This is a genomic window from Bacillus sp. 2CMS4F, from assembly GCF_023161785.1.
GTDB lineage: Bacteria > Bacillota > Bacilli > Bacillales > Bacillaceae > Bacillus > Bacillus halotolerans.
The window spans coordinates 13,750-36,487 of the sequence record NZ_JALNTO010000010.1 but is presented as its reverse complement, the minus strand read 5'-3'; the positions used below and the strand labels follow the sequence as shown (position 1 = coordinate 36,487).

19 protein-coding genes are annotated in these 22,738 nt (G+C 49.6%); 3 read left to right on the top strand and 16 right to left on the bottom strand.

The window, feature by feature from the left end; genetic code table 11:
• Positions 1-189 precede the first annotated feature (189 nt).
• The 3 genes from MTN95_RS14410 to hmoA all read left to right on the top strand — a co-directional run bounded on the left by MTN95_RS14410 (position 190) and on the right by hmoA (position 1,518).
• Positions 190-636, top strand: a complete 447-nt coding sequence (locus MTN95_RS14410) for a hypothetical protein (RefSeq protein ID WP_248338688.1) — start codon at positions 190-192, stop codon at positions 634-636.
• 93 nt (positions 637-729) lie between these two features.
• Positions 730-1,092, top strand: coding sequence for a VOC family protein (locus MTN95_RS14405; protein WP_248338686.1), 363 nt, complete (start codon positions 730-732; stop codon positions 1,090-1,092).
• A gap of 102 nt (positions 1,093-1,194) precedes the next feature.
• Positions 1,195-1,518 (top strand): heme-degrading oxygenase HmoA, encoded by a 324-nt coding sequence (gene hmoA / locus MTN95_RS14400; protein ID WP_024120514.1) that lies wholly within the window; start codon positions 1,195-1,197, stop codon positions 1,516-1,518.
• Positions 1,519-1,555: 37 nt separating this feature from the next.
• Here hmoA and MTN95_RS14395 read toward each other — a convergent pair whose 3' ends face one another.
• The 16 genes from MTN95_RS14395 to yesR all read right to left on the bottom strand — a co-directional run bounded on the left by MTN95_RS14395 (position 1,556) and on the right by yesR (position 22,726).
• Complete coding sequence (locus tag MTN95_RS14395) at positions 1,556-2,251, bottom strand: DUF421 domain-containing protein (RefSeq protein WP_105954785.1); 696 nt, start codon at positions 2,249-2,251, stop codon at positions 1,556-1,558.
• Between the two features lie 75 nt (positions 2,252-2,326).
• Complete coding sequence (gene lplD / locus MTN95_RS14390; protein WP_105954784.1) at positions 2,327-3,670, bottom strand: alpha-galacturonidase LplD; 1,344 nt, start codon at positions 3,668-3,670, stop codon at positions 2,327-2,329.
• A gap of 8 nt (positions 3,671-3,678) precedes the next feature.
• On the bottom strand, positions 3,679-4,566 hold the full coding sequence (locus MTN95_RS14385) for a carbohydrate ABC transporter permease (protein ID WP_248338684.1): 888 nt from the start codon (positions 4,564-4,566) through the stop codon (positions 3,679-3,681).
• 13 nt (positions 4,567-4,579) lie between these two features.
• Positions 4,580-5,536, bottom strand: coding sequence for an ABC transporter permease (locus MTN95_RS14380; protein WP_248338681.1), 957 nt, complete (start codon positions 5,534-5,536; stop codon positions 4,580-4,582).
• Between the two features lie 54 nt (positions 5,537-5,590).
• On the bottom strand, positions 5,591-7,099 hold the full coding sequence (locus tag MTN95_RS14375) for an extracellular solute-binding protein (RefSeq protein WP_248338679.1): 1,509 nt from the start codon (positions 7,097-7,099) through the stop codon (positions 5,591-5,593).
• Between the two features lie 122 nt (positions 7,100-7,221).
• Positions 7,222-9,795: an exo-rhamnogalacturonan lyase family protein gene (locus tag MTN95_RS14370; RefSeq protein ID WP_105954781.1), complete on the bottom strand. Its 2,574-nt coding sequence runs from the start codon at positions 9,793-9,795 to the stop codon at positions 7,222-7,224.
• A gap of 45 nt (positions 9,796-9,840) precedes the next feature.
• Positions 9,841-11,835, bottom strand: coding sequence for a beta-galactosidase (locus MTN95_RS14365; RefSeq protein ID WP_248338676.1), 1,995 nt, complete (start codon positions 11,833-11,835; stop codon positions 9,841-9,843).
• Positions 11,836-11,840: 5 nt separating this feature from the next.
• Positions 11,841-12,494: a rhamnogalacturonan acetylesterase gene (locus MTN95_RS14360; RefSeq protein WP_024120506.1), complete on the bottom strand. Its 654-nt coding sequence runs from the start codon at positions 12,492-12,494 to the stop codon at positions 11,841-11,843.
• A 3-nt stretch (positions 12,495-12,497) separates the two neighbouring features.
• The gene (mgrA, locus tag MTN95_RS14355) at positions 12,498-13,508 is read right to left on the bottom strand and encodes an L-glyceraldehyde 3-phosphate reductase (RefSeq protein WP_248338674.1); all 1,011 of its coding nucleotides are present in this window, start codon (positions 13,506-13,508) and stop codon (positions 12,498-12,500) included.
• 10 nt (positions 13,509-13,518) lie between these two features.
• Positions 13,519-15,357, bottom strand: a complete 1,839-nt coding sequence (locus MTN95_RS14350; protein ID WP_248338672.1) for a rhamnogalacturonan lyase — start codon at positions 15,355-15,357, stop codon at positions 13,519-13,521.
• A gap of 49 nt (positions 15,358-15,406) precedes the next feature.
• On the bottom strand, positions 15,407-17,251 hold the full coding sequence (locus tag MTN95_RS14345; RefSeq protein ID WP_483861572.1) for a rhamnogalacturonan lyase: 1,845 nt from the start codon (positions 17,249-17,251) through the stop codon (positions 15,407-15,409).
• A 139-nt stretch (positions 17,252-17,390) separates the two neighbouring features.
• On the bottom strand, positions 17,391-18,020 hold the full coding sequence (locus tag MTN95_RS14340) for a YesL family protein (protein WP_248338667.1): 630 nt from the start codon (positions 18,018-18,020) through the stop codon (positions 17,391-17,393).
• On the bottom strand, positions 18,017-18,679 hold the full coding sequence (locus MTN95_RS14335; protein WP_248338665.1) for a YesU family protein: 663 nt from the start codon (positions 18,677-18,679) through the stop codon (positions 18,017-18,019). Before MTN95_RS14335 ends, MTN95_RS14340 begins: the two co-directional genes overlap by 4 nt.
• A complete protein-coding gene (locus MTN95_RS14330) occupies positions 18,672-19,370 on the bottom strand; it encodes a rhamnogalacturonan acetylesterase (protein ID WP_202853025.1) in 699 nt (232 codons plus the stop codon). Before MTN95_RS14330 ends, MTN95_RS14335 begins: the two co-directional genes overlap by 8 nt.
• A 13-nt stretch (positions 19,371-19,383) precedes the next feature.
• Positions 19,384-21,669 carry a transcriptional regulator YesS gene (gene yesS, locus MTN95_RS14325; RefSeq protein ID WP_248338663.1) on the bottom strand — a complete coding sequence of 762 codons (2,286 nt, stop codon included), beginning with the start codon at positions 21,667-21,669 and terminating at the stop codon, positions 19,384-19,386.
• A gap of 22 nt (positions 21,670-21,691) precedes the next feature.
• Positions 21,692-22,726 (bottom strand): rhamnogalacturonyl hydrolase YesR, encoded by a 1,035-nt coding sequence (gene yesR, locus MTN95_RS14320; RefSeq protein WP_105991306.1) that lies wholly within the window; start codon positions 22,724-22,726, stop codon positions 21,692-21,694.
• Positions 22,727-22,738 lie beyond the last annotated feature (12 nt).

The window sequence follows — 22,738 nt, the reverse complement described above, 5'->3', positions numbered from 1 at the left end:
TCTCCTTTTTCATAATAGAAGCTCTTATATTATAAAATTATAAATCGGAATTGTGAATGGGACTAGGGAAAAATGGGATGATTCTGCTTGATGAGCGCATTCCATTTTCATCCATAGGCGAATGCACCAAAAAAGTCCGCTCGCATAAACTGCAATTGTACAGTTTACAATGAGAAAGGACGTTATCACATGTATTATGTTGATCCTTATATGTTTGCCGGACATTTTTATGAGCCTTGGCCTGCTTTTGAATATGAATACCGATATCCATGGCCTGGCATGGGCGGCGATACTGCTCCGGGCTTCGGCGGCGGCTCCGTTCCTGGCATGGGCGGCAGTACTGCTCCAGGCTTCGGCGGTGCGCCACAAGGGCCTCCTCCTTCCCAAATACCAGCGAAGCCCCCAAAACCGCAGGGTTCTCAAGGAGCCGTTTTGTTAGTTGAACCAATCACCATTCGTCCATGCCTTTTCCGGTTTACCTATGTTTGGTTAACCAACGGCCGCTCATTTTGGTTCTACCCAATTATCCTTGGCAGACGGTCCGTCGGCGGCTTTTATTGGGATCCTTTACGGCGCCGCTGGATTTATTTCGCCTTAGACACAAATCAGATCGATGTTGTGAGCTGCTCATTTTAATCGAAAATCAGCCGGTTTCCCGGCTGATTTTTTATGTTGCTTTGGCTGTAAACAGGTTATATTATAACTATCTTTCAAATTGGAGGTTTCCCTATGATCAAACAAATTGGCACTGTTGCTGTATATGTTGAGGACCAGCAGAAAGCGAAGCAATTTTGGGCTGAGAAGGCAGGCTTTGATATTGCGGCGGACCACCCGATGGGACCTGAGGCAAGCTGGCTTGAGGTTGCGCCAAAAGGAGCCGAGACCCGTTTAGTCATTTACCCGAAAGCCGTGATGAAAGACTCTGAACAAATGAAGGCTTCGATCGTATTTGAATGTGAAGACATCTTTGGTACATACGAGAACATGAAAGCAAACGGTGTAGAATTTCTCGGTGAGCCCAATCAAATGGAGTGGGGCACCTTCGTTCAATTTAAGGACGAAGATGGGAATGTGTTTTTATTAAAAGAATAAACTGTTTCGCACGGCGGTTCGATTCGCCCTGCACTTCCTTTGACACTGAGAATGAATTTCATTTACAATTATTCATATATGAGAATGATTGGAGATGGACAGATGTTTGTTCAGTTAAGAAAAATGACGGTAAAAGAAGGCCATGCTGATAAAGTGATTGAACGTTTCAGCGCTGAAGGAATCATTGAAAAACAGGAAGGCTTAATAGATGTGACCGTGCTTGAGAAAAACGTCCGCCGCGGCGATGAGGAAGTCGTTGTCATGATCCGCTGGCAATCCGAGGATCACTGGAAACAGTGGGAAAAAAGCGATGCGCATATCGCCGGGCATAAGGCGAACAAAGGCAAGCCAAAGCCTGACTATATGATCAGCACTGAAGTGAGCATGTATCACGTGAGAGCTGTTAAACAAGGGACTCATCAATAACGAAAAAGAGCTTGGGCTATGCCGCAAGCTCTTTTTTTCATGAGAATCTGCTTTCTTCAAATGTGATGGCGTACAGCGGTTTATTAGGATGCCATTCAGCAAATAATACATCCTCTGTCTTTTCAATCCCCTGGTTTTTCAGCGTTTGCTTAAGCCACTGTTCGTCTACCCCTGCTTCTCGCAGGTTGTCATACACAATCTCCCCATCAAGAATTAACGTGGTGGGCAAAGACACATTTTGCTGCGGAAGATTCATATCTTTTCTCGTCGGATTGCCAAAGTCGGATTTCTGAAGAACGCTGACCATCCCGTTTGTTTCTAATATGGCATATTCCACTTCCTGTATGGAAAAGCAGCCGGCCTGCCTTAAAAGGCTCTGCAGCTGATTAATGTCGAGCTTGTTTTTCTTCAGCATTTCATATTTGAGCTTTCCATTATGGATGACGATATTCGGTTCACCTTCCAGAAACTTTCTGGACCCTTTTACTTTTTGGGTAATGAATTCAATCATATAAATCAGCAGTCCCCACAGCAGCGAAGCGAAAATAATCTCTTTGATCTTAATTTCATGATCGTACACTGCATTTCCGACCAGTTCCCCTAAGATCAATGCAGAAATAAAGTCAAACGGAGTGATTTGAGAGAATTGGGTTTTTCCGAGAAACTTCAAAATGACAAATAAAATACCCAAACCGCAAACTAATTCTACCGCTACATTGAGATAATCTCCCATGTTGATAGCACCTACTTCTTAAGAGCTACTATCATTATGGTCAACTGCACGTTTTCTAAACGGTCACTGCTCCTATTATAATATCGGCTGGTGCTTTGAAAGCATGTCGTCAAAAAGCTGCTCCGCATCACGGCGGTCGAGCGTGACAAGCGGATCATTGTGAAACGCTTGAAAAGCGAGACCGCGGTCCTTTGTTAGCCCCGCTTCCGCCACTGCCTCCTGATTGGATACGTGTCGTGCCGCCAGCATTTCCACACCCTTCGGCAGCGCTCCGGAAACAATCGGCTGGACACGGTTGCGGGTAATGAATGCATTTGTTTCCACGATCGCATCTAATGGGAGATGAGCGACCTGGCCTCGATTCGGCAGATTCACATTTGTTACAAGTTCGCCCAGTCCGAGGAGCGCCGCCATGATGTTCACGCCCTCTTCTCCTGATGCTTTCCTCTCAACACCCTGTTTTTGCTGTGCCATGTGATCCGTTTCTTTTTGTTTCCGGTCTCTGTCCTGTTTTCTGAAGGATATGGGTGTCAGGTGAAACTTCCATGTCGCAGGCTGTTTGAGATAACAACCGGGGAGAAACTCAGCCAGGTGCCTGTCACCGGCAGCGGGGATGGCACCGTACGTTTCAAATAAATCGAATGCAATACGGTGTGCAGAGTGAAATACGCTGTCCTTCCAGCTTTCCCCCTCCAGCTCATAGCCGGATTCGGCATAATGCGCACAGAAATCACGGAAAACAGGCAGCAGATCAATATGCCGGTAAGAAGCTGCTGTGACCCATGTAAAATGGTTAATGCCCAGCACATGAACATGGACGTCTTCACGCCGCTTTACCTCTAGTCCAAGCCTATCTGTAACCATCTCCGCCAGCAGTTTTTGCGTGCCGAATACTTCGTGGCAGCAGCCGAACGCTTTTATGCCGGGAAACACTTTATACAGCGTTCTCGTGCACACAGACATTGGGTTTGTATAATTGATGACCCATGATTCGGGGGCGTAGTCTCTAATTGCCCGGGCAATTTCTGCAAACATCGGAACGGCCCGCAAACCTCTCATGATTCCCCCCGGTCCGACAGTATCACCAACTGATTGATAGATGCCGTATCGCTCAGGCAAATGAACGTCCGTTTCCATGTCATCCAGAGTGCCCGGCAAAATCGAAATAATGATGATATCCGCACCGGATAATACCTTTTTCAAAGTTGAAACCGCCTCGTACCGCCATCTGCCGTCTCCGCTGTTATTGCCGATGATTTCATTTTTCTGCGCCGCTTCAAAATTCAGATCATAGAGCGCCACCGTGCCTGACATTCGGTCATCAAGGGACAAATCGCTCATCAAGCTTCGGGCCCAGCCTTGGGAACCCCCGCCGATATAGGCGATTTTGATCTGATCTAACGTACTGATATGAAACACTCCCTTTCTCAGCCTTTCACAGAACCGATCAGCATTCCTTTGGCAAAATGTTTTTGTAAAAATGGATAAACCGCCAAAATCGGTATGGTCGCGATGACGATGACAGCAAGCTTAATCCCCTGCTCCGGCGGAATGGTATTTTGCATCGTATCGCCATTGGTCGCCGTTAAGTCCGATAAAATCGTGACCTGGCGGAGCACCATTTGCAGCGGCCATTTTGCACTGTCATTGATATATAAGAGAGCATGGAAGAAATCATTCCAAATTCCGACCGCATAAAACAGCGCAAAGGTGGCAATGACCGGCTTTGACAGCGGCAAGGCGATCCGCCAAAAGACGCCGATTTCTGAACAGCCGTCAATTTTTGCTGATTCCTCAAGCTCCTGCGGCAGCTGCTGAAAGAAGTTTTTGATAATAATGAGGTTAAACGGATTGATCGCCATCGGCAGAATCAACGCCCAATAGGAATCCAGCAATCCAAGTGATTTGACAACAAGATACGTCGGAATCATCCCCCCGGAAAACAGCATCGAGAAAATCACAAGGTTTAAAAGCAGATTCCGTCCCTTCACATGCCGCTTCGCCAGCGGATACGCCATCGTAAAGGTGAAAAACAATTGCACGGCTGTCCCGACTACAGTGATGAAGATGGATACGCCCATACTTCTGATAAACGTCGGTGTCGAAAACACGTACCGATAAGCATCAAGGGTAAAGGTTTTCGGGAAAATAAAGAAGCTGCGTTGAGCCAGCTCAGCTTCTGTCGCAAAGGAACCGGCGATAATATACAAAAACGGCAAAATGGTAATCGCGCCGACGCCGCCAAGAAACAAAATGTTGCAGACGTCAAATACCCGTCCGGCTTTTGTGTTGTCCATCATATGAATGTCAGCCATACCTCTCCCTCCTTTAAAACAATCCTTCTTGATCGAACTTTTTCGCGATGTAATTGGCACCGAAAATTAAGACAATCCCGACAACCGATTTAAACAAACCGACAGCTGTGCTGTAGCTGTACGCTCCTTGGGTAATCCCCATCATGTAAACGTACGTGTCGAAAATGTCAGCCACGCTGCGGTTAAGCGAGTTTGTCATCAAATACACCTGTTCAAAACCGATATTTAAAAAGCTTCCGATCCTTAAAATCAAAAGAACAATGATGGTGCTTCTGATTGCCGGAAGCGTAATATGCCACATCCGCCTAAACCGGCCGGCCCCATCCATGATCGCCGCCTCATATTGCTCCTGATCCACCGTTGCCAAAGCAGCGAGAAATAAAATCGTTCCCCAGCCTGTCTCCTTCCAGATGCTTTGCATGACAATCATCGGCCGGAACCAGTCAGCGTCTGATAAGAAAGAAATCTGATTCCCTGTCAGGCTCATGACCATTTTGTTGATGACGCCTGTATCGACTGTAAAGAAAACAAAGGTGATGCTGACCACGATTGTCCATGAGACAAAATGGGGCACGTAAATAAGGGTCTGAATGCACCTTTTATACACAGCCTTCCTCAGCTCATTCAACAGCAAAGCCAAAATGAGCGGCGCGGGAAAGGCAAACAGCAGATCAAGGCTAGCCAGCATGAGCGTGTTGCGCAGCAGCCGGAAAAAGTCCGGATTCATAAAAAAATCTTTAAAATAATCAAGACCGACCCATTCGCTTTTCCAGAAGCCGAGATATGGCGAATAATCCTTAAACGCGATAAGCACGCCCCACATCGGCAAATATTTGAAAATCAGAAAATAAAGCAGACCGGGAATAAGAAGAAGATAAAGCCATTTGTCTCTTTTGAGCGCAGCCATCCAGCTGATGCCTTCTCCAGCAGTGAGAACTGGTGCTTTTCCCTTCTTCGGCACCGTTTCCATATCTGTTCTCCTTTCGTGATACCGGTGCGCCCGCTGAACGGCAGACGCGTCGGTTTATTTTGACGATTGATACAATTTGTTTAAGTCCTTCATCAGTTCATTGCCGCCGCTGTTTTCCCAAAGCTTCACCGCATCCTTGAAGCCTTTTTCATCGATTTCTCCGATAATAAATTGTGTTCTTGCATCGAGAATGATGTTGTCCAGCTGGGCTCCTTTTTGGGTATATACATCGGATACAAGCGACTCAGCCGGGTTAAAGACGGCTATTTTTTCTCCTTCAGTGATGATGTCCTTGCGATGCTGGAAGAGCTTTGTTTTCTGATCTTCGATGTAGTACTCGCTTTTCGGGATAGACATGCTGAATTGAGCCAAGCCTTCATGCTCATACAGAAGGGATTTGTTGTTTTTTTCAAGAGAGGTGAATACGCCGTCCTTCAGCTCATAATTACGGTCCTCGACTCCGTTGTTGGTCAGAATCTGTGCTTCCTTATCGTTCAGCTTATCGAGGAAGGACAGCACCTCTTTCAGCTCTTTTTCCGTTTTCACACTTGATTTTGGTATCGCGATCATGCCTGAATATCCTGATGTCGGGAAAGTGCGCTTGCCTTTCGGTCCTTCTACTGTGCCGACGATATCAATGATATCCTTGTTCGACTCATCCGCTTCTTCCATGGCGCTTTGAATTTGCGACGCTCTGGAGCCTGTATCAACGATGACACCCGCTTTTCCTTTTACAACCGGGTCATTCCACTTCGCCGAATCCATAACAGCGAAATCCTTGTTGATCAAGCCTTCATCATACAGCTTCTTAAAGAAGGTGAGCGCCTCCATATATTCCTTCGTTGTAAAATCAGGCACCAGCTTCCCGTTTTCAACGCCGTAGCGATTCGGGGCGCCGAACCAGATTTGCAGAACATCCCACGGACTTCCGTTGCCAAGCCCCATCCATTTCGGCACGACCATGCCGTACGTATCGTCCTTGCCGTTTCCGTCAGGATCTTTTTCCTTAAAGGCCTTCAGCACTTCATAAAAATCATCAAGCGTTTCCGGCATATCGAGCCCGACGTTTTTGAGCCAGTCGGTTCTGATGATCATACAGGCTCTGATCAAGTCTCTCGATCTGTAGACCCCGTACACCTCGCCATTTACCGAGCTGTTCTTGAGTATCTTTTCATCAGCCTGGCTTACATTCTTGTAGTCTTTTAAATAAGGAGACAGCTCCCAAAAAGCGCCCGCTTTGACAGACTTAATAAAGCCGGCTGACTTATCTTTAATCACAATCGCATGCGGCATCTCTCCAGAGGCCATGACGATGTTAAATTTATCGTTGTAGGATGAATCAGGCACCCATGTGACCTTAATATCTTTGCCTGTGTATTTCTCTAACGCTTTTAATGATGGGCTTTTGTCACTCGGACTTTCCGGTGACAGCAGCGGCGCCATGATGTTGATCGTGTTTTTTGAATCGCTCGCTGATTTGGATGTTTCTGAATTGCTGCACCCGGCTATCATCATGGCAGCGAGCGGTAAAGCAATCCATCTTTTTCGTATTCTTTTTTTCATGATGCGTAAGTCCCCCTTTTTCTCCTTTTTCATTTCTCCTTTGCCACCCCTAATATAAAGCGCTTACACAAATTCTTGCAATCTTCATTTTTTGCATCATTTCTCCTATGAATTGACGGCTGTTATCCTTTTTTGCCGGATGTATCTTTTTTTGCGGGGAGGTATTCACCAATTAATTCAAGTGCCGCAATGACATTTAAACACCATTGAGAGACAGTGTTTGTCGTTACCCACGGAAGCTCTTCAAGCTGAGTCCACGTCTCGATTTGCGCGGGTTTGATCGGAAGCGGCGTATGGCTCAGTTTATGATCGAGCAAAAGATTCCACGCTTTTTCGGCGAGGTTATGGTCTTGTTTTTTTCTCGCAGCATAGGCTGTCATACCAGCCGCAAACATCGGCCAGTGAAAATGCCCGTCATGGAGCGCACACCCGCTTTTTTTGCGTTTTTCTTCATCACTGAATGTGTAAAACTCGCCGAATTCACTCAGCATTTCCTCCCATTCACGGTCATCGAGAAGCTCAGCCAGCTCCATCCACACTTGCGGCGCGCCAAACGCAATGATCATATGATAGCCGCCCGCGATGCCGTCTCCCATGTGATGAAGCATAGATGTTGCCGGATCATATTCAAACGTCGGGCCTGATAATAAGCGAAGGGGCAGGCGTTTCAGGTAGCTGATGCCAGTTTGGATTTTCCTGAGATAGTCAGGATTCTCAGTCCGCTCCCATTCCGCCAGCCAGTTCGAGCAAAACGCCGCCCAGTCCGGCCCCGTTCTGACGTGAGTCGGGTGCTCTCCTTTCTCGTAGAAAGCACGCATCGGATCGGTGTTCACTAGGGCGGCATCGGCGTCCTTCACTTCCGTCAAAAGATCTCCCGTGCGCTCATCGCCTGTCAGATAATAGTAGAATTTATAAAGGCCGGCCATGCTGATTCTCGCTTCCTTGCAGCCGCATCCCCAGTGCACCACGTTATGCCGGGAGCCAAGCCCCGCATATTCTCCGAGATGAAAACAGTCGGTTTCACTTGTATGGCGGGTCATTGCTTCAGCCATTCGGAACAAGTCTTCTCTGCCGGAGCGGAAAAACGCCTGCCACAGCCACAAGGTCGGAACGAGCTCATTATTTTGCCACGCGTACCCGCCGAGATCATACCGCCACATATGCCTGACCGGGTCATACGTATGCATGACGTCCCCATAGTTCCAGAACCCGTACCATCTGCGCTGCTCCACTTCTTTTTGATAAAACAAGAAGGCGGCGTCCAGCTGTTCTTCCAGCTCTTTTTTGACCGGATCGGCCGTATCGATTACACTCCAAACGCCAAGCGCTTTTGACTCGTAATAAACGTCCGGCTCACAAATAAGCAATGGCGGTGCCTGCCATTTGTCCGCTAACGCATTCAGCACGTCATCAGACGGCATCTGAGAAAAGCATGACAGGCTGATGTCGTTTGTGTTGGCAATGCCTGTCGGATCAGAGCGCATCTCATCAAACCCTTCGTACGCGCTGACGACATGGGTCTCCCCTGTATAATGCCTGAAATCCATTGCTTCCGCGTCTGGCGGCCAGAGCCAGACGGTCAATTTCGGCTGATCACCGGCAAGGCCTGTTATCTCAAGTGACGACGGATATTTTTCAAAAAAATACCGCAGGCCGAGCGCTAAGCCTCCATTTTCGCCGCCCGCATAGCAAAGCCCCTTCGCCCGCGTACCATGCAGCATGTCAACCCACGAATATTCCTTGCCGGTCCGTTTTGCCAGTCGGTAATGATCGCTGGAGTCCTGAACGAGTTTCACATCATTCCAAACTGCATTCTGTACGCCATGTGCGAACCATTCCTTGTGCTCTTCACTTGGAGAAATCGGTTCGCCGTTGATGTGCCGCTGATAAAGAGGATGCCGTTCATTCCATTTGCGGGTGCCAAACAGCTGGGCTGGTTCCTTATAAACGCCTTTGTCCCCCGCAAAACGGAAATGGCGGTTGTACGGCTCTCCCTGCAAAAAGAGGTCAAACTGCATGCCAAGCCCTTTGATGAACTCTCGTTTGAAATTCCTGTCGATCAGCTGAGTGTGCATGATATTCATCTCTGAAAGCCCGGCATAAAACGTCAATCTGATAATGAAGGGCAGCCATTCTTCATTTGTCTTTTGGAGTACATGAACCCCCTCAATCTTGATGACTGCTTTTACAGGACCTCTCTGTTCAATGACCGCACGTTTTATGAGACTGACCGATGTTTCATGTGAGAAAACCTTTTCCGCCGCCATCTCCTTTCTCGTTTCCTTTATTGCGGTCAGCCGCCCGCCTGCGGCGATCGGCTTTCCGTTGATCACCAGAGATTGAATGATGTCGGAGCCTGTTTTATTCACAGTGCAGACAAGCGCCCCGGTATCCACTTGGATTGCATCCTTTAACTCGTGGATCATGAGCTTTTTCGCTGGCAGCTGGTTTTCATCTTTTTGAAGGGTAAAGCTTGTATCGGTTTGTTCACTGAACACAGCCGCGTGCTTCGTCCATTTGATGCTCCCGTCCGGCCAATAGGCCGACGGATCGCTTTGCACATAGCGGCTTTCACCCTTTGCATTTACAAGCGCCAGACAGTCTCCCTTTTTCAATTCTCCTCTTTTCCAAGGCACACCCCACGTTACGCCGCTTGTCAGCTTGGGCTGTTCTGATAGCCATTTGATCTTTTTCATCGGTTCTCTCCTTCCATATAAAAAAAGCTGATTCAATGCAAAGAATCAGCTGCGATTATCAAACTGAATCACACGGTATTCGTGTTGGCCGACTGACAGTCTCCCCGCTCCGACTGAACGGTTTGCCAAAAGATCGGTCCCCTCTTCCGGAAGCGTCACACTCCCGCCTTTTCCATCCATATTCACGATAACCCATACAAGGCCGTTTTCTCCTTTTCTCGGGGCAACAATCGTGCCGGGGGTGACATCGGACCTGACAGAAACGGCTGCTTCTCCCGCATAATGCCTGACGAGTGCTTCCAGCATTGCATCCCCTTTTTCGCCTGATGGAAGCGAGCCGAGCATGACCATTTTCCCTTTGCCGTGCTCTCGTTCTGACAGAAATGCATGGCCGGCACCAGGCCCGGATTCAACTGTGCCGAGAGTGTTTCCGCTCTCTATATCAAACACCGCGCTCCACAGTCCGAGTGGCGCCGTCATGCCAAACGCTTTTCCTGTATTGGCATCCTCGTTCATCGGGAACGTGAACAGTGTTTTGATTCCGGCTATTTTCTCCAGTTCTCCAAGGCCATAATCGGTATGAACCGTATGCTCGCCCGTACGCCCTCCCGTCAGCGGCCCGGCAATCCATATGCCGCCCGCTTCAGCAAATGCGGAAGCTTTTTTGATAAAAGCAGAAGACAGATAAGGCACAAATGGCGTAAACAGCACACGATAGCCCTCCAGCGGAAAGCCTTCCGGAACGAGATCACGATGAATACCCGTGTTGAGAATGCGCTCGTAAAAGTGTGTGATAAGCGTTCGGTGTTGGAGCCCCCGGTGAGGCTCTGTTTTCAGAAACGCTTTCGCCCTGTCGGAATAGGTCATTGCAACCTCAGCCTGAACGGGCACAGTAGAAAGAATGATCGGTTCGATTTCCTTTCTTGCCCGCTCAACCGCCAAAACGTTTTGATAACCAACCGCCGGCTCTCCCCAGGCACTAAGGACGGAACCGTGTGAAATCTCGCTGCCTGAACGCTGCTGGCGCCACAGCCAGTAGCAAAATCCCTCGCTCCCCAAGGCGTAAGAAGACACGGCTTCAGCTTGTAAATATCCATCGGCGTGCGGCATGGCACAGCTTTCGAGCGAGGCTGCATATGACGGGCTTGTTTCCAGAATCCAAAACGGGCGGTCTTTTTTGAAATGCCTCCAAATATCACAATTTAATAAAAATGCAGATGCATTTTCTTGGGAAGCGTACGTATCATAGGAAGCGAAATCGAGATTCTGAAACATCCGCTCATTGTCTGTGCTGAACATGACCGAGCCGTTATGAGTGATTGGCGCATCTGAATAACAGCGGATGATTTTCGCCTGTTCATCCGCAAATTGAGCGATCATCTCCATCGAAAACAGCTGATACATCGTGCGCAATGAAGCGTGATGCAAAAACGGGGCCGGACCCGGCTGCGGCACCTGCTCAAAGGTTTGATAGGTTTCGCTCCACACATCGGTTCCCCACGCTTCATTTAACCGTTCAATCACACCGTAACGGTTTCTAAGCCAGTCATGCCATAAGCTTAAGCACGTCTCACACATGCATTCAGCCACATGGCATTTAAATTCATTATCGAGCTGCCAGCCGATCAGCCCCGGCAGGTGTCCCAGCTCTTTGGCGATGCTTGTGGTGATGATGGCGGCTTTTTTTCGGAAATATGGGTTATTTGTACAAGCATGCTGACGGGAGCCATGCCCCATCACCTCTCTTTTTTCGTTGATATGCATTCGCTCAGGCCGGCCGTGCGACAGCCAAATAGGCGGTGTCGGCGTCGGTGTGCACATGATTGATTCGATGCCGTTTTCATACATCCGGCTGATCATTTCCTTAAAAAAGCTCACGTCAATTTTTCCTTCTTCCGGCTCGATCACAGACCAGGCGAATTCACCAATTCGCACGACATTGATGCCGACCTCCCGCATCCTGTCAATGTCCTGCTGAATCGTCTTTTCATCCCATAGTTCCGGATAATAGCAAGCGCCGTGATATAATTTTCTCCCCAAGTCCTTCACCCTTCTTTGACGATAGATTCTGTTAGTGGCAGGCCGAGCTCTTTCATGCCTTTCGCTACGAGTTTTGCCATTTCATTTGCGCCTTTTTTTGTAAAGTGCGTGTAATCGTCAATCCCCTCAGAAACCATAAAATAGGTGTATACTTTTTCTTCGCCCTTCTCAGTAAAGAAAGCGAGGCTTTTTTCCATTAGATCAATGAGCTGGACATTCTCCTCAGCGGCTGTCTGCTTCATGGCAATGCAATAATCAGGAAAGTCGTTCAAAAACACGCCGTTTTCATAATGAAAGCGGGCTACTGGGGTAATGAGAAGCGGATGCGCGCCTTTTTCTCTAGCGCCTGCGATATACTGCTTTAAATATTGTTTATAGGTGGTATAGGGCTCGGTGTAGCGCTCCGGCTTATTTTTTGACGCGTCATTATGGCCCATCTGCACAAACAGCCAATCGTCCGGCTCGATCACATCAAGAATCGCCTGAAGCCTGCCTTCCTCCACAAAGGTTTTTGAGCTTCTGCCGCCGATCGCTTTATTGATCACCTGAATATGCTCCGGCAGATGCGAACCGAGAAACTGCCCCCAGCCCCCTTGATTTGTACTTTCTCCATACGTTTGGACAGTCGAATCACCAGCAAGATAAATATGATGTGCCATGCCTCATTCCCCCTCGTTTTTTTCACTTAATATCAACTCAATGGCAGAAAGCTCCTCGTTTGAAAAATCCGCTGATTGCAAGGCTTGAACGTTTTCCTCTATTTGTTGCGCCCGGCTTGCTCCAATTAAAACGGAGGTCATCCGGGCATCCTTCAAAAGCCATGAGAGCGCCATTTGCGGGAGCGATTGTCCCCGTTCTTTCGCAATCTCATTCAGCCTTTGCGCCTTACTGACCGCCCTTTCGGAAATGTGCTCCGCCTGCAGGAAAGGACTGTTCGCATCCTTTGCTCTTGAGGTTTCCGGGATGCCTGAAACGTACTTTGTCGTGAGAAGCCCTTGAGCAAGCGGCGCAAACGCGATGCAGCCGGCTCCCTTTTTGTCCAGCACATCAAGAAGCCCTTTTTCCGGATCTCGGTGAAACATCGAATATCGCGTCTGATGGATGGCGAGCCTGACTCCGAGCTGTTGTAAAAGATCGGCGGCGCGCTCTGTCTCTTCAGGGCTGTAGTTTGACAGTCCGACATACAAAGCTTTCCCTTGACGCACAAAGCCTGCCAGCGTCTCCATCGTTTCCTCAAGCGGCGTTTCAGGATCAGGACGGTGCGAATAGAAGAGATCCACATAATCAAGCCCCAGCCGCTTTAAACTTTGATTCAAGCTGGCAGTCAAATGTTTTTTCGAACCGCCATTGCCATACGGCCCCTTCCACATGTCATAGCCGGCTTTAGTGCTGATGACGAGTTCATCACGGTAAGGCGCAAAATCCGTTTTCAGCATGCGCCCGAACATCTCCTCAGCGGAGCCGGGCGGCGGGCCGTAATTGTTGGCCAGATCAAAATGGACAATGCCTGCATCAAATGCGGCTCTCAGCATGGACCGCGCGTTCTCCGGAGAATAGGCAGCGCCGAACTGATGCCAGAGGCCGAGAGAAATAGCGGGAAGCCTTAATCCGGTTCGCCCGGCTTTGTGATAGGTCATTTTGTCATAGCGTTCAGCCTTTGCTTCGTATCCCATACGGTTCCTCCTAAAGCGGTGTCTCCGCTTTGTTTCCCGCTATGTACAGAGCGGGCTTCGGCGGTTTTTTCATCCCTGTTCCGAGATAAAAGCTTGTGTGCGGCGGCTGGTTGTACGCGGTGTTCTGCCAAGCGATTCCCAGCCTGTAAACCGGATCGTGCATCAGTGTGTAAAAACGATGGCGGGTAAGGTGTGTCGTTGTATAGATGCGGAGCGCACTGCTGTCTTCGGTTCTCCAAATGACCTCTTCCCGCCAGTCTCCGAACAGGTTGGCCTGAAGAACCGGGTTTCCTTTTGTCCCGTTGTTGGACAGCACACCTTCTGGCTGAAAAATCGTTTTTAAACAGCGGTTTTCAGCATCCCACTTTTCAATCTTTGGTTTGCCGATCGTTCCATTCCAATCATGATCCAACAGCTCCCTGACCAAGTCCCCGTCCCACCAAATGGAGAAATTGGCGGAAGCAGGCGCTTTGTCGCTGATTTTTTCTCCTTTGCTCGTATAGAGCCCATATGACATTCCTTCATTGCCCGGCGGATCGATTCCCCAGACGAGTGATCCCTTGTACCGAGGGTCAATGTGAGCCGCCATTCCTCTGCCGACATCTGTTCCGGCATGGACGCCCCATAACACCTCGCCTGTTCCGGCATCACGCAGCGACAACCCATACGGCTTGCTTGCGTCCTCATGAACCTGAAACACTTCAAGCCCTTTGCGTGACGGATCTAGATCGCCGACGTGCATGGCGTCTCCGTGTCCGAGTTCCGTCGTGTACAGACCGGTTCCGTCATGATCAACCGCCATGGCGCCGTAAATAATTTCATCCTTTCCATCTCCATCAACATCGGCAACGCTCAAGCTGTGGTTGCCCTGTCCCGCGTATGCTTCATGCCCCGGCTGATTGGAGTCAAACGTCCAGCGTTTTTTCAGCCTGCCGTTCCTGAAATCATAAGCGACCAGTACCGTTCTCGTATAATAGCCCCGTGCCATCACCAGGCTCGGCCGCTCTCCATCTAAATAAGCAATTCCGGCGAGAAAACGGTCCATCCGATTGCCGTAGCCGTCTCCCCAATCCTCCAGTTTGCCGCGAGGCGGTTCATAATCGACAGTCGTGAGCGCTTCACCGGTTTCCCCTTTAAACACTGTCAAATATTCCGGACCTGACAGGATTCGGCCCTGCTCATCCCTGAAATCGGCATGCGCTTCACCGATGATGTTTCCTTTGCCGTCTATTGTGCCGTCGGCTGTTTTCATAGCGATTTCTGCTTTTCCGTCACCGTCTAAGTCATAGACCATAAACTGCGTATAATGGGCGCCTGCTCTGATATTTCTGCCGAGGTTGATCCGCCACAGAGAAGTGCCATTCAGTTTATAGGCGTCAATGAGGACGTCTCCGGTATATCCGTCGTGGGCGTTATCTTTTGAGTTGGACGGGTCCCATTTCAGGATGATTTCATATTCTCCGTCCCCATCCACATCTCCGACGCTCGCATCATTGGCGCTGTAGGTATACGGTTTTCCGTCCGGCGTTACGCCGCCTTCGGGTTTGTTAAGCGGGAGCTCGAGAACGTTTTCCCGCCATACGGGAGCTTCTTTCGAAAGCCTTTCTTCCCGGCCTTTATAGACAGCCGCCACTTGATAGAGAGCGTCCCCCGTTCCCTTTTCATCCAGAAAATTGGTGCTATCCGCAATCGGTTTGCCAGTGATCCGATCTCCGTTCCGATAAATGTGAAAAGTAACAGTCTCATGATCGGTTCCGAGAAAACGCCAGCTCACAAATACGCCTTGCTCCGTTTTGACCGCGATCAGGCCTCTGGTCAGGTATTCCATCTGCCTCTTTTTTGGTTTCATTTTAAATGGGAACGGGCCGCACGCTTGGCCCGTTCCTTCCCCCCTTCTGTTAAGGCGTATACATATTCGGTTTAGACTGTGCCGCCATGCCGTCTCCTAAAAAGAAGCTTGTATGCGGCGGCTGGTTATACGCGACATTTTGCCAGGCAATGCCGAGCCGGTACACAGGATCATGCATCAGCGTATACAGCCTGTGCTCGGTCGGGATTGTGGTGGTGTAGATGCGGAGCGCACTGCTGTCTTCAGTTCTCCACACAGCTTCCTCCCGCCAGTCACCGAGCAGATCAGCCTGAAGAGCCGGTGTTGCTTTTGTAGAGTTATTGGAGGCAGCACCTGATGCCGTCAGCAGGTTTTTAGAGACGCCGTTTTGATAATCCCATTTATCAATCCTGTTGCTGTCCAGCTGTTCCCGCAGCAGGTCACCGTCCCACCAGATGCCGAAATTGGTTGACGACGGCACACTGCTGCCGATTTTGGCGCCTTTCGATGTGTAAAGAGAACCGTTCGCCCAAACCTCCTGTCCCGGATAGCGCGGATCAATATCAGCAGCCATGCCCCGGCCTACATCCTTGCCGGCGTGGACACCCCAAATGATTTTTCCCGTTGCGGCGTCACGGAAGGATAAGCCGTATTGCGCGTTTTTGTCCTCATGAACCTGAAATACTTCAAGCCCCGGCCGGCTCGGATCAAGATCTCCGGCATGCAGCGCGTCTCCGTGGCCTAAGCCTGTCGAGTACATGCCTTTGCCGTCATGGTCAACCGCCATTGAGCCGAAGATAATTTCATCCTTGCCGTCTCCGTCCACATCTGCAATGCTTAAGTTGTGATTGCCCTGTCCGGCGAAAGCTTGATTACCCGACTTAGAGGAATCCAGCGTCCAGAGCTTTGACAGTTTTCCGTCTCTGAAGTTATACGCAACAAGCATGGTTTTGGCGTAATAGCCTCTGGTCATAATCAGGCTCGGACGCTGTCCGTCGAGATACGCAATGCCCGCAAGAAAACGATCGACCCGGTTGCCGTAGCTGTCGCCCCAATCTGATACATTGCCCCGTGCCGGTTCAAAGTTAGAAGTGACAAGCTCTTTTCCCGTTTCACCTTGAAAAACAGTCAGGTACTCAGGACCAGAAAGTACACGCCCCTGCTCATTTCTGTAATCGGCATTCGCATTTCCGATCACTTTTCCCGTGCCGTCTTTTGTTCCGTCAGCGGTTTTCATCGCCACTTCCGCTTTTCCGTCACCATCCAGGTCATACACCATAAACTGAGTGTAGTGCGCGCCCGCTCTGATGTTTTTGCCGAGACCGATTCGCCATAATCTTGTTCCGTCCAGCTTATACGCATCAATAAACACTTCACCCGTATAGCCGTCCTGTGAATTGTCCTTTGAATTGGACGGGTCCCATTTGAGGATCAGCTCATACTGCCCATCGCCATCCACATCGCCCGTACTGGCATCATTGGCACTGTAGGTATAGGCTTCGCCCTTTGGTGTCGTGCCGCCAGCCGGTTTATCCAGCGGAACGGAATGATACGGCTGTGCCCATACAGAGGCTTTTTCAGAAGCGGCCTGCTCGGTTCCGTTTACAACAGCCCGAATGGAATACGTTGAGCCCGCTGTTCCGTTTTTATCGATATAATTCGTGGATTTGACAGGCGAAGCATTCAGCTTTTGTCCGTCTCTGTACACATTAAACGTCACAGATGCGTTTTCTGTCCCAAGAAAGCGCCAGCTGACAAAAATGCCGCCATCCGTTTTGACTGCCACAAGGCCCCGTTTCAGCGCTTCCATCTGCCGCGCCGCTCCTTCTGCTTTGACAGGAAACACAGAAGCCCCCATCATCAACAACACCAACAATGTGAGAGTGGTAAACATGCTTTTTCTTCGTCTAATCATCAGACAGCTCCTTATCATTTATCTGTAAGCGCTTACTTAAATTGGATTTTATGCGCTTGAGGAGCTGTCTTCAATGGCACTTTTTTGCATAAGCGTTTTTGGTTGGCCGCACTTTTTTGCCCGTTTGTCATTTTTTTGTTTACCCGGCCTGATGGCGGTGCTGCGCCTCTGTTTTTTGAAACCCTCTGAAAGCAAAAAACATCGACACGAGCCCAAATAAACTTGGGCCGTAAAATGGGATCAGGCCCGGAAGCGTATACAGCAAATAAAGCACAAATCCGCAGCCGATCAGCATGCAGCCGGTGGTCAGCGGCCGCATGGCGCCAAACAGCAGCGCTTGCGGAATATATTGGCGAAGCGGAAGCTCGTAATGCACATAAAGAGGAAACACATACATGAGCGCGACGGTATACAAAAGCCCCGCCAAGAGGGTGCAGCTCGTCACGGTAAAGGACAGCCAATCCGCACTTTCCGAAAAATAATAATAATTAGCCGACAAAATAAGCAAAAGGGCAAAAAACGCAAGTCCAATCGCATTGACCTTCAGAAACTCTTTTTTGTAGGTATCCAGAAATAACGCAAATACCGGGACATCTTTTTGCCCCATCAGCCATTTCCGTATGACGGCACACATCGCGGCTGTGCTCGGCGCCCATCCGAAAAGAACGCCGCCCAAAAGTGTAAACAACAGCCACAGCCCGTTCAGCCACGCGATTTTCACAACCGCTTCACAGCCTGCATAAAGCGCATCCGTCACAGTCGTCTTCATCTTTTCACCGCTTGGTGCACAGACAAATCACGATAAGCGGCTTTCATCGGCGCCATTTGCCTCAGCCCGATTTTTCCTTTCGTTAACACAGGTCCGAATGAGCTTCCGTCATCCTGCCACTCCAGAATGGGCAGATCATTGATCGAAAAATGCACATACCCTTTATCCTTAATAAGCTTCATATGATACGGGGAATCAGCGTCGTCCGGAGAAGGCAGCGGATCAGCTCCCATTGCAGCGAGGTGGAAACCGCGGCTTTTTCTTACATTGCAGGTGCGGAACGCTCTTTCCTCCGGGTATTTTCTGCGGAAATACGACAGATGGAGCGCATTGATGTCTCCGGAATGGTATTCGGGGTACTTTCCTGTTCTTTTCTTGAGTCGCGGGTCAAATAAGTCCTCGCCTCCGATGCCGGCAGCTGCGAAAAACAGCATACACAGCCCCGGCTGTTCAATCGGGTAAAAATCCCACTTCACAATGATGCCGTCGGGAAATGTTTCCGGGCACCAATAAACAAAGTGCGCTTCGTCCTGTACATGTGACAGGTGCATACGGTAATCTTCGAATGAAACCTGCCCGCCTCCCTCCATCCGCCAGTCCTTCACATCGCTTGCTGAACGGAGCGGATTGCGGTACAGGCATGCGCCTTCTTTATACATGTTCTTTCCCCTCCCGGCTCACGAGATGGTGCTTCAGCGGCAAGCCGATTTCTTCGATGCCTTCAGCAACGAGCTTCGCAACCTCCATGGCCCCTTCTTCTGAAAAATGCGTATTATCCCCAATGCCATCTGGATAATTCGGATGTTCATTCGGCTGAAGCCACACGAACAAACGCTTTGACTCCTCCGGTCCGTATGCTTCATAAAGCGCCTTCGTTTTCGTTAACAAATCAATAACCGGCACATCAAGCTCCTTCGCTAACGCTTTCATCGCATCCGGATACTCACCGAGCGTGTGCTCAATCCTTCCGTTTTCATCAAAGCGGCGGCGCTGCACCGATGTAACGAACACAGGCTGCGCTCCTTTTTCTCGTGCTGTGTCCGCAAACAAAGTGAGATATTGCTGATACGTCGAGTACGGCTTCGTCCCCCGCGGTTTCTGGTCATTGTGGCCGAATTGGATAAACAAATAATCGCCTTGTGATATACGCTCAGCAATCGCCCGAAGCCTTCCTTCCTCCACAAAAGAGTTGGTGCTTGCTCCCCCTTTGGCGTGATTGCGCACCTTCACCTGTTCGGTGAACAATTGACCAAAAACCTGCCCCCAGCCTGCCATCGGCGCTTCATGCGGCGGGCAATCGCTTACGGTGGAATCTCCTGCTAAAAACACCTGAATCGGTTTTTCCATCACATGTCCTCTCCTTTCACGGCGTTTCCTGATACATTTGCCTGAAAACTCCCGGCGGCATGCCGACCTGCTTTTTAAAAATCCGGTTGAAATAATTGTGGCGATAGCCGACTTCTTCTGACACATCATGAATTTTTTTATTTGTATTTACCAGCAGTTCTTTTGCTTTTTCAATTCTGATGCGGGTCACATAATCAATAAAATTAACGCCCGTCACTTGTTTAAAGGCCTTGCTCAAGGTATAAGAATTCATGCCCAGCGCATCCGCGCAGCTTTCAAGAGAAAGATCCGCCATATACTGCTCATGAATCATCGCAATCACACGTTCTGCCACCTGTTTTTGCTGTCTGTTTTTCCTGCCTTCAAGTTTGGCGAGATACGGGGTGACAACCGCATCCATCAGCCAGGCAGCCGCTTGGACAGGCTCATGCAGCTCAGATATTTCGCGAAGCATATCCCTGTTGCCAAACAGCTCGCTCGGATGAAGGCCGGAATGCAGAATATCCTCCTGGATGCGGGAGAAAAGCTGAATCAGCGCAGAATGCACTTGTCTGTCGCTGACCGCCTTTTCGGCCAGTTCATCCATACATAAGCGAATCAGCTCTTCTGCTTCCGCTTTTCTTTCCAGCCGAATGGCCTGAACGATTTGCTTTTCAAGTTCAAAAGGATAGCAGGGTGCGGATGGTTCAGCCTGAAAAACATCATCCTGCAAATCTATGATCTGATGGCGATTGGCAAAACACCTGCGGGACTTGCCGCTTTTCACATCCTTAAACAGCGATGGGATATCCATAATACGGGCCGATTGCCTGCTCATTGTTCCGGTCAGGCTTAGTCCCGTGACAGCACCAAATACGCGGGCCAGCTCTGAAACATACCCCTTCAGATCCGAGCCGCTCGTTTTCATCACAAGCACGGTGACGGAAAGGCGGCCAATATCAAGAATTGAAGGTTGAAAACGGCGGTTTGCCGCAAGCTCCTCATGTAAATTGGTCAGTGTAAACACAGCAAGCTGTTCATCATCGGCATAAAACATGCTCTTATCACCACGAAGCCCTGTCACCTGAAGATCAAGGACGTGAAATACGTGTTCCCCGATGTCCCAGCCCGCATCCTCCATCCGCGATCTGAGACTGTCCTCTGTGTCATAATAAAAATCACCCTGAAGCAGATGCTGCAAAAAACTCTTTTTCATATGGGGCGTCTGCCGGAGCAGCTGCTCTTGAAGCTTTCGGCTCTCAAGGGAAAGATCATTCCATCTCTTTTCTATCCACTTAAATTCATCCTGGCCTGACGCCTGCCATGTTTTCCTCTCTCCTCCCGTAAACAGTCCGAGCAGATGCTGAATCGGGCGATAGATTTTCTTTGAAGCGTACCACGTCATGCACACAGCCAAGCCGATACAAATGACTAGCATCACAATAATCACCTTTGATAAAAACACCATCGGCGCTGTAATGGCTGAAAGAGGCGCCGCAGAAACAAAGGTCCACTTCTGATGCATTCGCTTCATTTCTCCATAGGAGACGGAATACACCGTGCCGTCCCAATCCATCTGAAAATGGCCTTTCTGGTGAGGCTGTTTTTTCACCTCATTCATTAAAGCATTTTCAAAATCCTTTTCCCCCCCATGGAAAAGCACCTCACGCTTTTGATCCAGAAGAAGCGCGCTGCCTTCAGGATAAGGAGACAAACTTTGCAGGAGCGCATCCATTTCTTTCGGATCTACCGTCAGCATGATCGCGCCAAACGGTTTCTCGGCCGCACCCGGAATGAGCTGAATCAGTGCGGCGTCTTTTCCCGATCGGCTCCAATAAATGCTCCGATCGGAGTCGAGAAGCGAGCGGTATTTGTGAAGCGTATCCTGTTCTGTCAGCGCGCTGTATTCAGGGCTTAGCACAAGAGGCCGGGGGCTGTTCAGAAAGATAGAAGCCTGCTGAATCAGCGGCTGCTGGTCCCGCAATAGAAACAGCTTTTTCGTTAATTGATAGGAGAATGTAAAGTCTTTCTCCAAATCCTTTTCGGCCAATCCGTTCATCAGCGAGGAATCGTATGCCATTTGGGCAAGCGTCAGCTCAAGGTCTTCCAGCTTCTCATCCATCCGGCTGACTTCACGCGCCACCTGTGTTTCATGCGACTTTTGCAGCTCTTTCTCCACCTTATCGATAGACAAAAAGTAGATGGCCCCGCCTGTCAGCAGTCCGGGAATACAGGCAATCAGCAAAATGAAAACAAAGTTTCTTTTGAAATACGTTCCCTTCCAGTGTGAAACCCGTTCTTTCTGTTGAGGCTGTTTTTTCATCCCTTTCCCCCCGCCGCCGTCTTTACTGATACACGCGTTTTTTCGTTCTCAGCACATCAGCGAGAAATGTGAGTGCAAGCCCCTGTCCCCAGCCTTGTATTCGTTTGTAAGGCACTTGTTTGTATCCTTCCGCATTTTTCATGACAGCTGTGCCCGCGGATACTTTGCTGACCCGTCCGTCCTCTTCCACCGCATCCAAAATGGCGGCAAGTGATTTCTGCACGTATTTTGTATAGAGCTTCCCGCTCGACAGCAAAGCAGAGGCAATGCCCGCCGATGCCGAAACCTCCAAATACGAATCCGGATCATCCAAAATGGTATGCCACAGCCCTGAATCGTCCTGCAGCCGGACAAGCGCGCTCAGCTGGTCTCTGAGCGATCCGTCAATGATCATAAAAGAAGGATGCGTCACCTCAATGAGCGGGAGCGCTTTTGCCATCGTGAGCGCAGCCCAGCCATTCGCCCTCCCCCAATAAATCCCCGAAAGGTGGTTTTGCGCTTTGTTGTCCCAGGCATGGTAATACAGATTGGTTACGGGGTCCTGCAGCACGTCCTCATGTCCATGAAACTGGCGCAGGCCGTCCTCGAAGTAATCCTCACGCTCCATCACACGGCCGATTCTCAGCATAAACAGCCCCGCCATCATCAGCGTATCCGCCCATGCCTGCTCAGGAAACACATAATCCGCCGAGTTCACCGTATGCTGAAGAATACCTTCTCTAAAGCGCGGCGCATGATGAAGCACATATTCCGCCATCTCGCCAGCCGTTTCCAAATAGACGTGATCTCCCGTCACCTGATGCAGAAACAAAAGCGTATGGCCGATTGATACACCGTTGATCGACAGCGGCGGCAGCCCATCCTCAAGCTGTTCATCCACCCACGTTTTTAACAGTTTGATATACTCCTCGTTTTCCGTCGCTTCATACGCCTCCGCCACGCCGTAAAATGCGACGCCGCCTGGCCAATCCCACGCAAAATCCATTTGAAATGTCCGTTTCACGATTCGGTCAATAACGGATGTGACCTTTTCTTCATCAAAGATAAGCTGTGCCATCTGCAACACTCC